Below are 17,798 nucleotides of genomic sequence, written 5' to 3'. Positions count from 1 at the left end.
AAACCCAAAACGAGCGTCGAAAACACCGAAAACGAGCCTTTCTTTTGCAAAAGCTAAGCTCTCTACCTACAAAAGCTTAGCTTTCGCACGCCCATCTCTTAGTTTTCGCGCGGCAAAAACAGTCTTTTAGCACGCGGAAATCGCTGTTTTTGACTTGTTATGCGTTAATATATTTAACAGAAACTGTGTAAATTCCTCATTATCAAGCACACTCAATACGCGCATATTTGCAAGCCGAGACAAGGCGACTTGTCTCTACGCGATTCTCGTTTAGGTGCTTCTTTTTTCTTAACAGCTTAAAATTGTTCTATTTAATAGATCAAGTTACACTTTCATCAGATCGGCCATGATACTGTCGCTAATAAAGATTCCCGACCGGGAAAGCGCCAAACAACCATCTTTCAAGACGAGATGTCCGCGCCAGATGTGGGGTATGGCCAGCTCTTCCAGATAGGTTTGATAAGGCTTTTCCAAAACAGAGAGATCGATTCCTTCCCGAGTTCGCAAGGCGGTGGCTATTCTGTCGTTATACTGTGTGTCGGCATCTAAGGTCTCGATTTCTGCCGGTAGCACTCCGCGCTCTATCGCTTCGATATATTGGCGGATATCTGCCACGTTCCATTGCCGGCTATAGCCGTTGTAAGAGTGGGCCGATGCGCCAAGCCCCAGGTAGCTCACGGCCTGCCAGTAGCTGCTGTTGTGGCGCGAACGGAAGCCCGGTCGGGCAAAATTACTGATCTCGTAATGCTCGAAACCGTGGGCGGTGAGTTCGTCTATGAGCAGGTTGTACATCGCGAGACTGGTTTCTTCGTCAGTTTCTCTCACCCTTTTTTCCTGCTGCAGACGGTACAAAACCGTTCCCTCCTCGTACATCAAGCTGTAGGCCGAGATGTGTTCCACCTCAAGAGAGAGAGCTTGTTGGAGGTCGATTCGCCAGTCGGCCATTGTTTCTTGAGGGAATCCGAACATCAGATCGATGCTGATATTGCCGATACCCGCTTGTCTTAGGCGGCCGATGGCCTGGTCTACTTCACGTGCAGAGTGCCGCCTTCGCAGAAATTTCAACCGCTCGTCGCTGAAGGTTTGCACACCCATGCTCACTCTATTCACCGGTAGCGAGGAGAGAATGCTGGCAAACTGGGGCGTGATGTCGTCGGGGTTGCACTCGATGGTTACTTCCGCAGTGGCCGAAACAGGGAGTTGGTCTTGATATACCTTATTATATATAGTGTCGAAGAGCTTCTCCAGATTCTCACCGCTAAGCTGTGAGGGCGTGCCTCCTCCCAAATAGATGGTGGAAAGCTCCATGTGGGGCGTTGCATTGAGAGCTTTCAACAAATAATCTTTCTGCATTTGCATCTCCCGACACAAGGCATCGGTATAGCGATCTTGAGAGGCTACGGCTGTAGTGGAGTAGAATCCGCAATAAATGCAACGACTTGCACAAAAAGGAATATGTATATAAAGACCTGCCATCTTGTATTTTCTTCCAAAAATACTAAAATGTTTTAAAAAGGCAACTGTTCTTTTGCAATGTTTTGGCAGCTTTACCTAAAATTCATATCTTAGAGGGCGAGAAAGGGAATGTATCCTTTCTTCACAAAAAACGGTTACTAACACATTCAATCTTTTGATATGAGGGTTTATCAAACTAATGAAATTAAGAACATTGCCCTTGTTGGCAGTGCGGGTTCCGGCAAAACCACTCTTGCCGAGTCAATGCTTTTTGGTAGTGGTGTTATCAAACGCCGTGGTACGGTTGAAGCCAAAAACACGGTGAGCGATTACTTCCCGGTAGAACAGGAGTATGGGTATTCGGTCTTTCCAACCGTATTTCATGTCGAGTGGAACAACAAAAAGCTGAATATTATCGACTGTCCCGGTGCCGACGACTTCGTCAGCGGTGCCATTACAGCACTGAATGTCACCGACCAAGCGGTGATTCTCATCAACGGTCAGTATGGGCCGGAAGTGGGAACGCAGAACAACTTCAGGTATACCGAGAAACTGAAGAAACCGGTTATCTTCCTGGTGAATCAGCTGGATTCCGATAAATGCGACTTCGACAGCATCATTTCCAGTATGAAAGACATCTATGGCGACAAGTGTATTCAAGTGCAATACCCCGTACAAACAGGACCGGGATTCAACGCACTCATCGATGTACTGGTGATGAAGAAGTATTCTTGGGACGCCACAGGCGGTATGCCCAAGATCGAAGACATCCCGGCAGAAGAGATGGACAAAGCTCTGGCCCTGCACAAAGCCCTTGTCGAGGCGGCTGCAGAGAATGATGAGCAACTGATGGAGAAGTTTTTCGAGAGCGAATCGTTAACGGAGGACGAACTTCGGGAAGGAATCAGAAAGGGTTTGGTAACGAGAAGCATCTTCCCCGTCTTCTGTGTGTGCGCCGGAAAAGACATGGGCGTGCGCCGTTTGATGGAGTTCTTGGGCAATGTGGTGCCTTTCGTGAGCGAAATGCCTAAATTGCACAACACACGTGGCGAAGAAATAGAGGCCGATTCCAAACAACCTACCTCCATTTACTTCTTTAAGACAGGCCTGGAACCGCATATCGGCGAAGTGTCTTACTTCAAAGTGATGAGCGGAAGCGTGAAAGCAGGAGACGATCTCACCAATGCCGACCGCGGTTCGAAAGAGCGCATCGGTCAACTCTATGCTTGCGCCGGCGCAAACAGAATTCCTGTCGACCAATTGAATGCCGGTGACATCGGTTGCACCGTGAAATTGAAAGACGTAAAGACGGGAAACACTCTGAATACCAAAGATTGCGATAACCGATTCGACTTCATCAAATACCCCAACTCTAAGTATGCACGAGCCATCAAAGCCGTCAACTCGCAGGAAACGGAAAAGTTGATGGCGGCATTGCTCAAAATGCATCAGGAAGATCCTACCTGGGTAGTGGAGCAAAGCAAAGAATTGAGACAGACAATTGTGCACGGACAAGGCGAATTCCACCTCAGAACGCTGAAGTGGCGCTTGGAGAATAACGAAAAACTACAAGTAAAATTCGGCGAACCAAAGGTTCCTTACCGAGAGACCATTACCAAATCGGCCCACGCCGAATACCGACATAAGAAGCAAAGTGGCGGTGCAGGGCAGTTTGGAGAGGTTCATCTCATCATCGAACCCTATGCCGAGGGCATGCCCGACCCTACCACTTACAAGCTGAACGGCCAGGAAGTGAAGATGAACATGAAGGGACGAGAGGAGATTTCGCTGGAATGGGGTGGCAAATTGGTCTTCATCAACTCGGTAGTTGGAGGTGCCATCGATGCCCGTTTCATGCCGGCCATTCTCAAAGGCATCATGGATTGTATGGAACATGGCCCGCTTACAGGCAGCTATGCTCGTGATGTGCGCGTCATTGTCTATGATGGTAAGATGCACCCGGTAGACTCTAATGAGCTCTCCTTTATGTTAGCGGCTCGCCGTGCTTTCTCCGACGCATTTAAAGAAGCAGGTCCGAAGATTCTCGAACCCATCTACGATCTGGAGGTTTACGTTCCCGACGACTTCATGGGCGACGTAATGAGCGACCTTCAAGGCCGACGCGCACTCATTATGGGCATGGATAGCGAGGCCGGTTATCAAAAACTGATGGCGAAAATCCCATTGAAAGAACTCGCAAACTATTCGATCTCGTTGAGTTCGCTCACTGGTGGGCGCGCCTCTTTCACCACAAAGTTTGCCAGTTACGAACTCGTGCCGAACGAAATTCAGCAAGAACTCATCAAAACGCACGAAGAGGAGTTGGCAAAGGAAGAGGAATAGACTTGCATTTTTCTCTTTATCCAATTAAATCATGTGAGATTTCCCCGGCGGTTAACACTGCCGGGGATTTTTTATGTGTAATTGAATGCAACGTAAAATAGGCCTTACAAGATACAGATACTTACATATTTATAATCACATATTGTATTTTATGTTAATTCAAACAAAATTAAAGAACAAAATTAACACAAGCATTTGTAAAGCATGTGTTAACGATTAATTTTGCGGTTATGAAGAAAAGAACGATTTGGACAATAGCCATCATCATGGGAACTTCGTTTCTTGCGCTTCTCTTCGTGCAGCTCAAATACATCCAAGAGATGGCCGACATGAAGAGAGAGCAGTTTGACGAGTCGGTGAATCGTGCTTTATATCAAGCCTCTCGCAATATGGAGGTGAACGAGACGCTCCGCTATTTGGAGAAAGACATCAACGAAACCGAGCGCAAAGCCTACAGCAACGACTCGGTGGGAACAAGAAGCGGACAGCCCGACGGCACCTTACAGCAGTCGCATCAGTACTCCGTTTCGGGAAAAGACGGTACCGTCTACTCTTCGTTCGAATTGAAGACCATCACGCTCAAGCCCTCTCAGATGCCCAAGGCGATGATACTTCGCAACGACAAAAATTCGCTTTCGGAGGCCTCGAAGTCCATGCAGGAAATCGTTAAGAACAGATATGTTTATCAAAAAGCTCTGCTCGACGAAGTGGTTTACTCCATGCTCTACTCGGCATCAGACAGACCTTTGAAAGAGCGAATTAACTTTAAGCTCTTGGATCAAGACCTAAAGAACGAACTGGTGAACAACGGAATCAACCTGCAATACCACTTTACGGTGCTGACGGCTGATGGAAGGGAAGTATATCGCTGCTCCGACTACGCCGACGAAGGCGAAGAATGCTCTTACTCGCAAGTGTTATTTCGCAACGATCCCCCCTCGAAGATGGGCGTAGTGAAGATACATTTCCCCGACATGAACAGCTATATCTACTCCAGTGTGAGGTTTATGATACCGTCGGTGATATTCACTTTGGTGCTGTTGGTGACCTTTATCTTCACCATTGTTATTATCTTCCGCCAGAAACGCTACACAGAAATGCGCAACGACTTCATCAACAACATGACCCACGAACTGAAAACCCCCATCAGCAGCATCTCGTTGGCGGCGCAGATGTTGAATGACAGTTCGGTGACAAAAAGCACTTCGATGATGAAACACTTAGGGGGCGTCATCAACGACGAATCGAAACGACTAAGGTTTTTGGTTGAAAAAGTGTTGCAAATGTCGATGTTCGACCGCAAGAAGGCTATTTTCAATATGAAACAGCTCGACCTCAACGAGATGGTAGAGAACATCGCCAACACTTTTACCTTGCGTGTGGAACACACCGGCGGAAAAATCTACACCGATATCGAGGCCGTAGACTCCACCATCTATGTGGATGAGATGCACTTTCAGAATGCGATCTTCAACCTGATGGATAACGCCGTGAAGTATAAAAAGCCCGAAGGAAAGCTCGACATCTATATCCGCACATGGAACGACGAAGACTTTCTCTATCTTTCAGTCCGCGATACAGGCGTCGGCATCAAGAAAGAAAACCTCAGAAAGGTGTTCGAGAAATTCTATCGGGTACATACCGGAAACGTGCACGATGTGAAAGGATTCGGCTTAGGCCTGGCCTACGTCAAGAAAATAGTAGACTTACACAAAGGCGAAATAACCGTTGAAAGTGAATACGGGAAAGGAACAAAATTCACCATTCAATTACCAATAATAAAAGATTAAGACTTATGGACGAGAAATTGAAAATTTTGCTGTGCGAAGACGACGAAAACTTAGGCATGTTGCTTCGCGAATATCTACAGGCTAAAGGTTATATGGCAGAGCTTTGCCCCGATGGCGAAGCCGGCTACAAGGCTTTTCTGAAGAATAAATTCGACATCTGCGTGCTGGACGTGATGATGCCGAAGAAAGATGGCTTTACATTGGCCCAAGAAATACGTCAAGCCTACGCCGAGACACCTATCATCTTCCTGACGGCAAAGACCTTGAAAGAAGACATTTTGGAGGGTTTCAAGATTGGAGCAGACGACTATATCACCAAGCCTTTCTCCATGGAAGAGCTGGTTTTCCGTATTGAAGCCATCCTGCGACGCGTGCGCGGAAAGAAGAACAAGGAAAATACACTCTACCGCATCGGTAAATTTGTGTTCGACACGCAAAAACAACTGCTCTCCATCGGCGAGAAACAAACCAAGCTCACCACCAAAGAGAACGAGCTGTTGGCATTGCTCTGCTCGCATGCAAACGAAATTTTGCAGCGCGACTTTGCCCTGAAGACCATTTGGATTGATGACAATTACTTCAACGCACGCTCAATGGATGTCTACATTACCAAGCTGCGCAAACACTTGAAGGACGATGAAGACATCGAAATCATCAACATCCACGGGAAAGGTTACAAACTGATCACGCCGGAAGAAGATTAAGATGGCTTCGGGAAAGGCTCTCGATACCCGCGGAAGAGAGATTCGATACCCGCGGAGAGGCTTTCTATACAAGTCTTGAAAGAGGACTAAAAAGAAGGAGAAGGATGCAAGTCTGCAGCAGATTTGCATCCTTTCTTTATAGCTGTTTTTCAAGTATGAACAGACGCTTTTCCGCCCGACGAATCTGGAACTCCGCCAAACAGTTTTCTCATCTCTTAGCTTTTGCACTTCATTTTCTTAGCTTTTGGCATTCGTTTTCTTAGCTTTTACAACTCAAAAGCTAAGAGATGGGAAACATCCTCGCAATCTACTGTTTCTTTTATAAATGAGTGGGCAAACGAAATAAGTATTGTAAGTAAACTTATGCGATGAGTTGGCAAAAATATAAGTAACGATTTAGCGATACAATGCTTTTGATAATAGCAAACATGTAAACGCCGCTAGCACCACATATAGCGTGCATCAACAAAAGCGAAAGCCATGCCGCGCCGCAATTACGGCAAGACATGGCTTTCGCTTATTGTGATTATTGCGCGTTGTTTCCGATACAACGCACGTCGTTGAATGATGCTAGAAGGCGTAACCTACGCCTACCATCAGGGCATCTACACCATAATCGGCAAAGGCATGGTGGTAGGCCACGTTGAGCTTAAAGCCCGACAACTCGCCACCAGCACCGAAAGTGAGGGCGTTAGAGCCCTTGTCGGCATACTGATAGCCCACCCTTGCAGAGAGCATGCGGTTGTAAGTGTACTCCAAACCGCCGGCAAGCAAGGTTTCGCTAGCATCTTTCGGGGTGAAATAACGACACGAAAGGGCGTAAGTAAGCGCGTGTTGCGGAGCGAAGTTTACGGCCCAGTCGCCACCTACTGCCACCGAAGTGGGCAAACTTTGGGGTATGCCCGTATCGTTAAACTTCACCGACTTGCCGAAATCCAACAGTCGTGCGCCAACGGTTAGCGTGGTTGGAACAGTTGGACAGATGTTGAAACCCTTTTGATAGGCCGCTCCAACCGAGAAAGCATAAGCGTTGGCGCTGGTTGCGGCATGACTTCGGGCGTAGGTTGCAGTGGCATACACGGCCACTTCGGGCGTTACGGCGAACGAATAGCCCAAGTCTATGGCCATATCGTAGGGCGAAACCTTATCCGGTTCGCCCGTAGCACCCACCGAGGGAACCGTTAGGCCGCCAAGGTAACGCACGCCTGCCATCAATGCCGAACGATTGGCAAAGCGATAGCCCGTGGCAAAGTTGTATTGCATCAGTCGGCCCTCGTCGGTCTTGGGCTGTGCCTCGGCAGACACGTCGGCTACAAAACGTTTTTCGCCAAAGGTAAGAGCGGCGGGGTTAGTGTAAATGTGCATTTGGTTGGCATTGCCAAGCAAAGTGCCACCCAGGGCTGCTGTGCGCGCATCGGGTGTAGCTTCTAGCACAGGTAGTATGCGACTTTGCGCCGTGGCCTCCATTGCAAGGCTTGCGCCAAGCGCGAGGAGTGCCATTGATATCTTATTCATAGCGTGCTGTTTATTTCTTGATGAAGGTGTGTTTGCTTGTTATGCGCTCGGTTTTGAGCAGCAGATAATAGGTGCCAGGAGCTAGTCGGTCGATGCCCAAGGTTACTTCGTGCGTGCGACTGTCGGGCGTTAAGGTTTCGTCGATAAGCTTTTGGCCGCGCAAAGAGGTAACGATAACCTGCACCTTACTTACCCCACTGCGCATAAGCGCCTTGATGTAGCTGTGCGCCGGTATAGGATAGATGGTGTGCACGTCGGGTGCGTTCTTGTCGGTAACACGCACCTGGATGGTTGTTGTGGTGCGTTTGCCACCATCGATGGCCGTGAGGGTTATCGTGGCCGTGCCTTTTTGTCCAGGGGTTAGCGTTAGTTGCTTACCCTCTACGGAGGCTTTCACCACCGCATCGTTGCTAGATGTGGCCGCGAATTGCATCTCGCCACCGCTCATGGCTGTGAAAGCGTTGGCCAAATTGATTTGTGCGGCCTCGCCCTGCTCGAACAACGACACGTCGCTAAGCGTGTTGGTGGGTGTGGGAGCCGTGTGCGAAACCACCTTATAGGCGAATTTCTGCACCGTCTTACCGCCAAGTTGGTCGGTGAGCGTCACTTCAAAGCCATACGTCCCAACGGAACCTACCTTTATAAAGAGGTCTAAGGCGTTGCCAACACGTTTCATTTCAACGCCGCTGGGCAGCGCGGTGGTGGTGTAGGTCCAGGTGTGGCCGTCTTCATCGGTTACGGGTAGCACCTGATGGTAGTATGGTTGGGTGTCGAGTAGGCGCAAAGTGTCGGTCATTGCACCACCAAGTACGGGCGCATGGTTAAGGCGCGTCTTGAAGTTTGCCGTTACATCGGCCGAAGTATTGTTGAAACGGTCGCGCGCCGACATCTTCACCACATAGTCTACATCGGTATCTAGTCCCGTAAACTCTTGCTCCAGCTCGGTGCCAACAGGCTTATCGTACGAATAACGGGTAAAGCTTTGCACGGCTTTGCTCATGTCGGCCTTCTTATATAGGTGTATATCGTAGGCAAAAGCCGTGTGTTGTGGGTTCAGCGCATCGGCATCGGCGGTTACCTTCCACGTTATGCGGGCATCGTAATAGCCGCGAGTGGCATCCGCAGAATAGTCGGTAACGGTTATTTCTGGTGCGTCGGGTTTCTGCGTTTCGGGGTCGGCCAGTGCAAAATCTGCATCGATAAAGCCCACACCCATTTTGCCTGCGAGGTTGGCATCGGTTTTAACGGCGTAGGGACTAGTGGCCTTTACAGCCCCAAGTATGCGTCGGCGAAGGTCTTCGTTGGTGAAGTTGGGGTTGGTTTTACCAAACTTCGACACAATCAACGCTGCAATACCCGACACGTGGGGCGCAGCCATCGACGTGCCTTGGGCGTATGCATAGTTGCCATCGTTGGGCAGAATGAAGTCGGTATTGGGTGTAGAACCAGTTTTAGACTGGGCAAAATTCTTAGGCACAGTGCTTAATACACCCCTCATTACTTCGTTCGTCTCGGTGGTTCCACCAGGTGCAAGGATGTCAACCCATGGTCCTTTGTTCATGTAATCGGTGGGAATGCCCATGCTGTTGGTAGCTCCCACGGCCACCACGCGGGGATAAGAGGCTGGTATCATTTCGATATCGTACTGCGAATCGTTACCCGACGCGAAGATAACAAGGCCACCTTTCATGTAAGATCCAGGCTTTTTGTTGCCCTGCGGGTCGCATCCTGCATAGTCGGTAAAGTAGTTAATACCCTCTTTCAGCAAGTCAAACTGCGCCTTGAAGATAGCTTGGAAGTTCTCGTTGTTGAGATATTTCTTGCGATCAAAGGCGTAACCCCACGAGCAGTTACATACGGAAGCACCATTTTCGGCAGCAAACTCGAAAGCCTTAACGATGTAGGCGGTAGAGGCGGTTTCGTTGTAGCCGTCGCGTCCGTATATTTCGCAGCTCATCAATCGTACGCCCGAATTGTTGTCGCCATTACCTCCTGCCACACCACTAACGCCAACGCCGTTGTTGTTTCGTGCGGCAATGGTTCCTGCCACGTGCGTTCCGTGTCCGCCTGCGACGATCACGTTGGGGTTGCCCTTACCGCTTTCGGCAGCGTAGAAGTTACGTCCGTGTATTTTCTCGCCCGTCTTCGAGTCCACTCCTTGCCATGCCGAGGCAGCCAAGTCTTCGTGTTCAAAGTCGATACCCGAGTCCATTACGGCCACAACCACATGGGGGTCGCCCGTCTCTTTTTGCCAAGCGGGGAACAGGTTTACGTCTGCACCTTCCTTAAACATACCATACGAGGGGATGGTTGTTGTGTAATGCCACTGATATTTCAGGTATGGGTCGTTGAAGTTTAGGAATCCTGTGCCGTCGTTCGCAGCCCTTAGCCTGTTTTCGGGAATAGGTGCGCGGGTGGCGGAGGTGTACTTCACCTTGTTGGGAGCAATCTGCACGTTGCCGTGAGCTTTCTCGATGGCAGGGTCGCGAAGCAGTTCGTTGATCACTTCTTCAACGTTCTTGGTGCTGTCGAACTTCACGACGAACCAGCGATCGAGGCCTCTTGCACGTTTCAAATCGGCATAATCGTTGGTCATGTCGAACACCTGCTCCACCTTAACGTCGGTGTTGTTGAACACCTTTGCACGTGTTACGCTCTGCGTTGCTGCGCGCGTGCTGGGGTTTACGCTAGCTTTCAGCTTAATAAAGGCCATACCTGGTTGCCAAGGAAAGGCATCGTCGGGCGTGGTTTGGGCTGCATTAGGGTTGTTTTGCGTGGATAGCAGGTCGTCGTTACAGGCCGAAAACATGCCTACCGCCAGCATCATGCAAGCCGCCAGTGTATATATGTTTCTGAACTTTTTCATTGAATGGGATGTCTAAAGGTTGAGGGTTTTCTTGATGAGGTCAACATAATGCTTACTCTTATAGTAAGTGATGACCGTACGCGTTTGCTGCGGGCGCATGTCGATGAGGTCGGCCTCGCCACGGAAGTAGGTAACAAAGCCGCTATTGTCGCCACGGAAGTAGCTGTAACCTTTCTCTTCAATGGCGTTCCTTGTGCTGGTTGGCAAGGTATAGGTGTACCATTCGTACACGCCAGGAGTGCCTTCCACCTCGCGATTATATAGCACTTCGCCACCCATATAGAACACTTGGCACGAGCCAACGGTACCGCTGAGGTCGGCATCGGCCACCAAACCCGCATCGATATCTTCGGGCGTAACGCCTCGCCAGTTAAAGAAGTAAATCACATTGGCCAGTGAGCCCGCATCGTAGCTAGCATTTTCGGGTACGAAAAGCAAGCGCGAGTACTTGCAACTCGGGTCTTCGGTGGTGGTAGTGATCTTTTCGCTGTTGAATTGGTTTTCGAAATCGGGCTTCATTCCTCGCTTCTTCTCAAACTCGATCACCTCTTTCAGCTTGAACGACTTGTTGTGCATGCGGTCGGAAATAAACACGGGGAAGCATGTAGCCTTGCCATTGCTGCCCACTTTCAGTTCGTTTGAGCTCACAACGTACTTCATGCAGGGGCTCTTGTAGACGCCACCAAACATCTTAAGGTTGTTGGGATCGTCGTAAACATGCATCAATCGCGTTTGATTTTCCTCTTCGCAGTAGTACTGTGTTTCGGTTGCAACGCGCTGTTTATTACCCAGCTTGAAGTTCTGTTGCCTCAACCAAGGGTCGTATGATTCTTTTTGGAATTCCTTCCCCTTAGGTGCTTTCAGCCAAGCACTTACTATTAGCTTGGTGTGATAGTTGGGATAGTAGAATATACGAGGAGATTGCTCACCGGGAGAATGGAACGCATAGTATACCTTATCCAAGTCTTCCTTGTACGGCAACAGAGAATCGATCTCGAACTTTCTATCTCGGCTGTTGTTTCTTTCGCCTTCCAGCTGGGTAACTCGTGCTAAATCAAACTTGTCGAGATCCCATACGGGTAGCTGAAATTGCACATATCCGTTTTGCGTTACGTTGAGCAAGAAGTGCTTATTGCCGTTAGATAGGAACAGCTTTTCGGTTCTACTGCTTTGCGCCCATGGACTATTGCGGTCGATGGAGGTAAGGGTTAGCCTCAACTTGCGTTGTTTTTGGTCGACTTCGTACGTGAGCCAGGTGTTCTTTTCCTTGTCTACCTGCTCCACACGCCAGTTATCCGAGTTGGAAATAACGTTCAACTCTACGGCCGTATGTGCTTCATGGTTGAAGATGGCCGTACCGTTGCTACCGTCTACAGAGATGAAAGGCGCCGTGCCAAACTGCGTAACCGTTACCGTTTGCTTACCGCTGGGCGTGGCCAGAACCACTTCGGCCTGGCGTTCATCGGCTTCTTCGTTGGCCGTAGCCGTTAGTTCGAGTGCCTGTCCCACTTTCTTTGCGGTGAGCCAAGCATCGTAAGAGCCCTTCTCCACTTGCCATTCATGGCCAAGTGTAGCAAAGCTTACCATCTTAGTTTCGCCCTCTTGCTTGAGGGTGAGCGTCTGCGTCTCGCCTTGAACGATGTCTTCTGTTCCGCCCAAGGTAAGATCTTTCTGGCATGCGCTTGCCAACGATGCCACGATGAGCAAAGCCCATATCTTTATATTCTTATACATAGCGTATTTGTTTTTTGTTAGCGTATGTGTCATTGCTTATCCCATCCTGGGTTTTGCTTAACGTTCGGGTTTATCTGCACTTCGTTATCGGGGAACGGCCACACAAACATCTTGTTGTCGGGTTGTATGTCTACCTTGTAGCCACCTGCGTAGAACGAGCCTGGAACTTGGTAATAGCCCTTTGCACCTTGGAATGTACGCTTGCGTACACCTCGTTTCCAACGACGCAAATCCCAAAGTCGGAAACCCTCGAAAGCCAATTCGCGAGCGCGTTCGTTCTTTATTTCTTCGTAGAGATCTTCGCCTGTTAGGTTCGTGGTTGGTACACCACGCGATTGACGAAGCGTGTTGAGGTAGGTTTGGGCATCAGCAGTGTTACCCAATTTGTAGGCAGCCTCGGCCACGATGAGGTATTGTTCGGCTATGCGGAAAGGCTTGGGAGCCTGATTGCCATTAGGCACATAGCCACCCCAATGTGTGCTGGTGAGCGTGGCGTAGTTGGGATTGCCCTTAAACTTAGACACTACATAGAGTTGGGTAGACACGTTCTTGTCGTTCACCGTGGTGTTTACAAACTCGAAATGAACCTGTGCGCGGTGGTCGGTTCCACTGGCGAAGAGGTCGTTAATCACTTCGCGCGTCGGCACATAGGGAGGTTTGTTGTAGTCGCCAACCTTATTTGACTGTTTGGATTCATCCCAATAGGTGGTCGTAGAGAGGTCGGCACCATAGAGCGAAGTAACCGTAGGCACTTCGTTTTCTTTGGCCACGTAGGGCTGCCATATCTGTTCGGTACCCTTATCGTAGAACCACATCTGCGCAAAAGCGTCTTCGCTGGGGGTTATTTTACCCTCGCTGTTCAGCTTCGAGGTATATGGCGCGATAAGCGGATAGGTGTTTCGGTCTACCAACTGCTTAGCTTCTTGATAGGCTTTATCCATGTCGCCCATATATAAGTATACGCGTGCACGAAGTGCTCGCACTGCATCGGCGTTTATTTCGGTGTTTCCTGGACTGGTAGGAACATCGGCCAACAGCGTTTCGGCTTCGTTCAAGTCGTCTAATATCTGTTTGTAGGTCTGCGCATTGGTGGCTCGAGCCGGTTTGTCTAACGATCCAGGCATTAGCGCCAACACCACTCCAAGGTCTTTATTGGCCGTCGTAGGCTCGTAAATCATGCCCCAACGCAAGGCCAAACTAAAATGATAGAAGGCCCGAGCAAAGTATGCATTACCCAGATAATGGCGTTGCGTGGGCTTTTCGGACTCGCTAACGGGCAACTGAGGCAACTTAGTTATCACCACGTTGGCATCTACAAGGGCCGAATAATACGAGTGATAGATTTCTTGTATCACGTTGCTTTCGGGCAAAATGGTCCATCCATGGAACTCGCCATAAAGGTTTCCGAAGGCCGCATGCGCGTTAAGCATGTCGGCTTGTGCCTCTTGGGGCAACACATAGCCACCTCCGAACTTGCCACGAAGGGTGGAATAGATGCCGTTATCCCATTTGGCTGCGTCTTGCATATTGTTAAACGAGACGCCATAGTCTATATAGTCGGCTGGCTCGCGGTCGAGATTACACCCTTGAAGCATAGCTGCGAACGTAAACGCCCAGAATAATATCTTCGTTGTTTTCATATACGTGTTCATTATTTGTGTGTTGTTGTTAGAGTCCTATCTCCACTCCCACGCTCAATTGCTTGGTGTTGGGATTGACGCCATACGAAACATTGCGGTTCACTTCGGGGTCGATGCCGCGGAATTTGGTAAAGGTCAGCAGGTTGCGACCTGTGAAAAACACTTTCGCGGTACGAACGATGTTCTGACGTCCGAGGCTTTTTCGAGGGATGTCGTAGCCCAAAGTGAAGTTCTTCAAACGCATGAACGAGGCGTCTTCAAGCATCTTCGAGTCAACATAATTGCTTTGGTGGTTGGCTTGGCGCACCCATGCCAACGAGGGATACTCAGTGTTGTCGCCCGGTTTCTTCCAATAGTCGAACAGCCTACGCGACCCATTGTAGTTTCCTTCGCGGTTACGTACGTGGTAATCGTTCTCGTAAAACTGCTTATCCATCGAAATCATGTGCTTGCCTAGAGCAACGAAGAAGTCGGCGTTGAGGTAAAATCCTTTCCAATAGGCTGATATTCCCCATCCGCCCGTAAAGGGAGTGTAAGCGTTTATGCCTGTGTTTTGACTAAGCGAAGAGGTATATTCGGACACCACGTCGTTGTCGTCGCGACGCGTTTGGTTCTTGTCGGCACCTGGTTTATACCATTCGGGCACACCAGTTTCGGGGTTCACGCCCTTGTAAAGCGGAAGAACGAAGGTAACAGGTTTACCTACCATGTAGGCGAGTTGGCCGCCTGGCTCGTGCCACGACTGACGTCCTTCGAACAGTTCAAGCACCTTATCGCGGTTGTAGTTGAAGTTAACGTTGGCCGAAACACCCCAATCGCGCCCGCGAAGGATGTCTGCGCCCAGTTGGAAGTCAATACCGTGGTTCAGGTAGCGACCAACATTCTCATAGCGAGTGGCATAACCTTCCTTGCCCACAGGCATACCCGAGGTGTAGGGCAACGGAACTTCGAAGAGCATGTTGCTCGTTATACGGTTGTAATATTCTAAGTTTAGGTCCAGTCGATTTAGCAAGCGAGTTTTCACGCCCACAGTAAATTTGCTCTGATGTTCCCATCCTAGGTCGGGGTTTCCAAGACTAACGAAGCCCAAGCTCATGCCGCCTTTCTTCTGTCCAACCTTTCCAACGTACGATGAAGTGCTGTAAGGGGGTATCGAAGAGTTACCTTGCGTACCGTAGCTGGTCTTGAAGTCTAGTTCGTTAATCCACGAAACGTCTTTAAGGAAGTTTTCGCCCTTAGCCTTCCACAACAGTCCCACCGACCAGAACAAGCCATTACGCTTGTTGCGACCAAAGCGCGAAGAAGCGTCGTTACGTAAAACCAAGTCGACGAAATAACGCTCGGAGAAGTCGTAAGACAGCTGGGTGAAGAACGAAAGGAAAGCGTAGCTGTTGGTTTCTTCACCTACATTCTTCTTTTGGGTGGCGTTATTGAGCAGGGTAAGACGGTCGTCTAAGATACCCGAACCCGATGCCGAGAAGCCATCGTCTGTGTAATTGGTGTATTCGTGACCCAACAAGGCCGTGATATGATGGTCGCCAAAGCCCATGTTATAGGCTGCGGTGTTGGTGATGGTGAAGTTCGACACCATCGAGTAGCCACGTTCGGCACTGCCATTACCGTATGCACGATAGTAGCTAGGCAAGGTACGCGAACGGCTATCACCGTAATTCAACTCCAAACCTACAAGCGAACGCAGGGTAAGATCTTTTATCGGGGTGAGCGTTAGGCTTCCATTGGCCGACAGGATAAAGGCGTTGGTCTTGGCGGGATTGGTTGAGATAACGTGCCTAGGCGTGGTAATGTCGAGCAGTGGCACACGTTCCAGTTCCTTTCCGGTATTAGGATCGTAGGGCGATGCAAAGGGTGCGTTCATGGCCGCTAAGCCTCCGCCCACCGCATTGTTGCTGCCGAAGGGCGAAACGCGGGTATCGTCGTATGCTATTTGGGTGTTTACACCAGCGCGAACCCATTCGGCCAGTTTCGCATCGAGGTTGATGCGGCCGAAAGCTTTCTTGTAACTCGACCCCATACGCAGTCCGTCTTGACTCAATGCACCACCCGAGAGGTAGTATCTTACGGCCGATGTGCCGCCCGATACCGACACATCGGCCGTATACATGGGTGCGGGCTGGTACACATACTTATACCATTGGAAGTCGGTTTCCTTGAAATACTTGCTCTTTAAGGCCGCTATTTGGTCGGCTGTGTAAATACCTGTCTCCTGATAATAGCGCAACAGTTCGGGGCCAGACATCAGTTGGTCGAAATAATCGGTGTTGGCCAACGACGAAACGGCATATTGTGCCCTGAGATTGATAGTTGGGCGCGTTTCGGTTCGCCCGCGTTTGGTGGTTACGTACATAACACCGTTGGCTGCACGCGCACCATATATAGAGGTGGCAGCAGCATCTTTCAGGAACTGCACACTCTCAATGTCGTTCGAATTCATAGATTGCAGCACGGCCATGCTAACCTGCATGCCGTCGAGAATGATGAGCAAGCCCGTGCCAGCTCCCAACGAGCCTTGTCCGTGCAAAGCCATCGACAGGCGCGAAGATGGTTCGCCCGACGAGGAGAACACCTGCAAGCCACTCACTTTACCCTGAACGGCATCCAACGGATTGGCTACGGGTTTCATGGCTAGATCTTTGGCACTCACCTTCACCACAGAGGCCGAGGTGTTAGTTACCTTTCGTTCCATGTAACCCACCACAACAACGTCGTTCAAAGTCAGGTCCGAGGGTTCCATCCGCACGTTCATTTGGGGTGCGGCGGCCAACTCTTGACTGTTATAACCCATGAAACTAAACGTAAGTTTCTCTCCGTTCCGCACGCTGATAGTAAACTTACCGTCTATGTTAGACACGGTGCCCGTCTTCGGGGCCGACTTTGGGACAATGCTTACGCCAGGCAAGGCTTCCCCGTTTTCATCTACGATGTTTCCCTTCACTGTGATCGTTTGTGCCAAAACCGAACTCAATCCGGTTAGCAAGCAAAGGGTCAACATCCAAATTCTTACTTTCATAAATGTAATTATTTAGGTTGATTATAGTTTTGGCCTGGATCTACACCTTCCATACAATTCGCATGTTAGGGAGTTTCAGCTTATATAATCCTATTTTAACTTTTATCCAAATTTTCTCTTGAGCATTACTGCGCTGCAAATATATGCAACAATTTTCTAAAATCAAGTTAAACGAGAGAATTTTTTTCTTTCCACCCCATATTTTTAGCAATTAGAGAACTTTTCAACCCGTATTTGCAAAATGTGTAATTTATATAGATTACCAGGTTGCCGTCCACATTTACATATCTAAGGCGCGGTCAATTGGCACACGAACCTTTATTCTCTTAATTCGTATTTTTCATTATACTTATCTCCATTTGCAAGTTCACATCCCAACAACACCGCCGCATAATAGCCTTGATGAAGTAAAAAGAATCCCATTCTTTGTCAAACGAAATTTCACTCCCCGCCGAACAGTTTTCCCATCTCTTAGCTTTTGCACTTCATTTTCTTAGCTTTCGGCATGCGTTTTCTTAGCTTTTACACATCAAAGGCTTCTATAAAATCAGAAAATAGGAAAAATGTAGCAATTGAGTTGTGAATCAAGTTCTTAGACGTGATAATCGGATGCGTAAGAAAGTCACGCTATACCATGAAAAGGCACTTTACGGCCATCGTTCAGTTGCCAATTCGTAACCTCTTTTGCGATGGCGGCAAAGAGAGGAAAGACGGGGAAATAGC

General features: G+C 49.2%; 9 protein-coding genes. 3 read left to right on the top strand and 6 right to left on the bottom strand.

Annotated elements, in window-relative coordinates:
• Positions 1–324 precede the first annotated feature (324 nt).
• Positions 325–1,476 (bottom strand): radical SAM family heme chaperone HemW, encoded by a 1,152-nt coding sequence (gene hemW / locus J5A66_RS04065; RefSeq protein ID WP_211791210.1) that lies wholly within the window; start codon positions 1,474–1,476, stop codon positions 325–327.
• Positions 1,477–1,635: 159 nt separating this feature from the next.
• On the opposite strand from hemW, the gene J5A66_RS04060 reads away from it, so the two are divergent.
• The 3 genes from J5A66_RS04060 to J5A66_RS04050 all read left to right on the top strand — a co-directional run bounded on the left by J5A66_RS04060 (position 1,636) and on the right by J5A66_RS04050 (position 6,292).
• Positions 1,636–3,798, top strand: a complete 2,163-nt coding sequence (locus J5A66_RS04060) for a translation factor GTPase family protein (RefSeq protein WP_211791209.1) — start codon at positions 1,636–1,638, stop codon at positions 3,796–3,798.
• A gap of 230 nt (positions 3,799–4,028) precedes the next feature.
• Positions 4,029–5,588 carry a sensor histidine kinase KdpD gene (locus J5A66_RS04055; RefSeq protein WP_211791208.1) on the top strand — a complete coding sequence of 520 codons (1,560 nt, stop codon included), beginning with the start codon at positions 4,029–4,031 and terminating at the stop codon, positions 5,586–5,588.
• 5 nt (positions 5,589–5,593) lie between these two features.
• Positions 5,594–6,292: a response regulator transcription factor gene (locus J5A66_RS04050; RefSeq protein ID WP_211791207.1), complete on the top strand. Its 699-nt coding sequence runs from the start codon at positions 5,594–5,596 to the stop codon at positions 6,290–6,292.
• A 570-nt stretch (positions 6,293–6,862) separates the two neighbouring features.
• Here the strand turns inward: J5A66_RS04050 and J5A66_RS04045 are convergent.
• The 5 genes from J5A66_RS04045 to J5A66_RS04025 are packed head-to-tail and all read right to left on the bottom strand — an operon-like array spanning position 6,863 to position 17,075.
• The gene (locus J5A66_RS04045) at positions 6,863–7,807 is read right to left on the bottom strand and encodes a PorV/PorQ family protein (protein WP_211791206.1); all 945 of its coding nucleotides are present in this window, start codon (positions 7,805–7,807) and stop codon (positions 6,863–6,865) included.
• 10 nt (positions 7,808–7,817) lie between these two features.
• A complete protein-coding gene (locus tag J5A66_RS04040; RefSeq protein WP_211791205.1) occupies positions 7,818–10,673 on the bottom strand; it encodes a S8 family serine peptidase in 2,856 nt (951 codons plus the stop codon).
• A gap of 12 nt (positions 10,674–10,685) precedes the next feature.
• Complete coding sequence (locus J5A66_RS04035; protein ID WP_211791204.1) at positions 10,686–12,407, bottom strand: BACON domain-containing protein; 1,722 nt, start codon at positions 12,405–12,407, stop codon at positions 10,686–10,688.
• 29 nt (positions 12,408–12,436) lie between these two features.
• Positions 12,437–14,059 carry a RagB/SusD family nutrient uptake outer membrane protein gene (locus J5A66_RS04030; RefSeq protein WP_211791203.1) on the bottom strand — a complete coding sequence of 541 codons (1,623 nt, stop codon included), beginning with the start codon at positions 14,057–14,059 and terminating at the stop codon, positions 12,437–12,439.
• A 16-nt stretch (positions 14,060–14,075) separates the two neighbouring features.
• A complete protein-coding gene (locus tag J5A66_RS04025) occupies positions 14,076–17,075 on the bottom strand; it encodes a SusC/RagA family TonB-linked outer membrane protein (RefSeq protein WP_211791201.1) in 3,000 nt (999 codons plus the stop codon).
• Between the last annotated feature and the right edge of the window lie 723 nt (positions 17,076–17,798).

It is taken from the genome of Prevotella sp. oral taxon 475 (genome assembly GCF_018127805.1).
Lineage (GTDB): Bacteria > Bacteroidota > Bacteroidia > Bacteroidales > Bacteroidaceae > Prevotella.
Note: the sequence above shows the minus strand (reverse complement) of the source record. Positions and strands in the feature narration are given on the sequence as shown.

What these genes read in the sequence shown, in the direction of transcription:
- hemW (WP_211791210.1), bottom strand. Translation starts at nt 1,476, where the DNA reads ATGGCAGGTCTTTATATACATATTCCTTTTTGTGCAAGTCGTTGCATT.
- J5A66_RS04060 (WP_211791209.1), top strand. Translation starts at nt 1,636, where the DNA reads ATGAGGGTTTATCAAACTAATGAAATTAAGAACATTGCCCTTGTTGGC.
- J5A66_RS04055 (WP_211791208.1), top strand. Translation starts at nt 4,029, where the DNA reads ATGAAGAAAAGAACGATTTGGACAATAGCCATCATCATGGGAACTTCG.
- J5A66_RS04050 (WP_211791207.1), top strand. Translation starts at nt 5,594, where the DNA reads ATGGACGAGAAATTGAAAATTTTGCTGTGCGAAGACGACGAAAACTTA.
- J5A66_RS04045 (WP_211791206.1), bottom strand. Translation starts at nt 7,807, where the DNA reads ATGAATAAGATATCAATGGCACTCCTCGCGCTTGGCGCAAGCCTTGCA.
- J5A66_RS04040 (WP_211791205.1), bottom strand. Translation starts at nt 10,673, where the DNA reads ATGAAAAAGTTCAGAAACATATATACACTGGCGGCTTGCATGATGCTG.
- J5A66_RS04035 (WP_211791204.1), bottom strand. Translation starts at nt 12,407, where the DNA reads ATGTATAAGAATATAAAGATATGGGCTTTGCTCATCGTGGCATCGTTG.
- J5A66_RS04030 (WP_211791203.1), bottom strand. Translation starts at nt 14,059, where the DNA reads ATGAACACGTATATGAAAACAACGAAGATATTATTCTGGGCGTTTACG.
- J5A66_RS04025 (WP_211791201.1), bottom strand. Translation starts at nt 17,075, where the DNA reads ATGAAAGTAAGAATTTGGATGTTGACCCTTTGCTTGCTAACCGGATTG.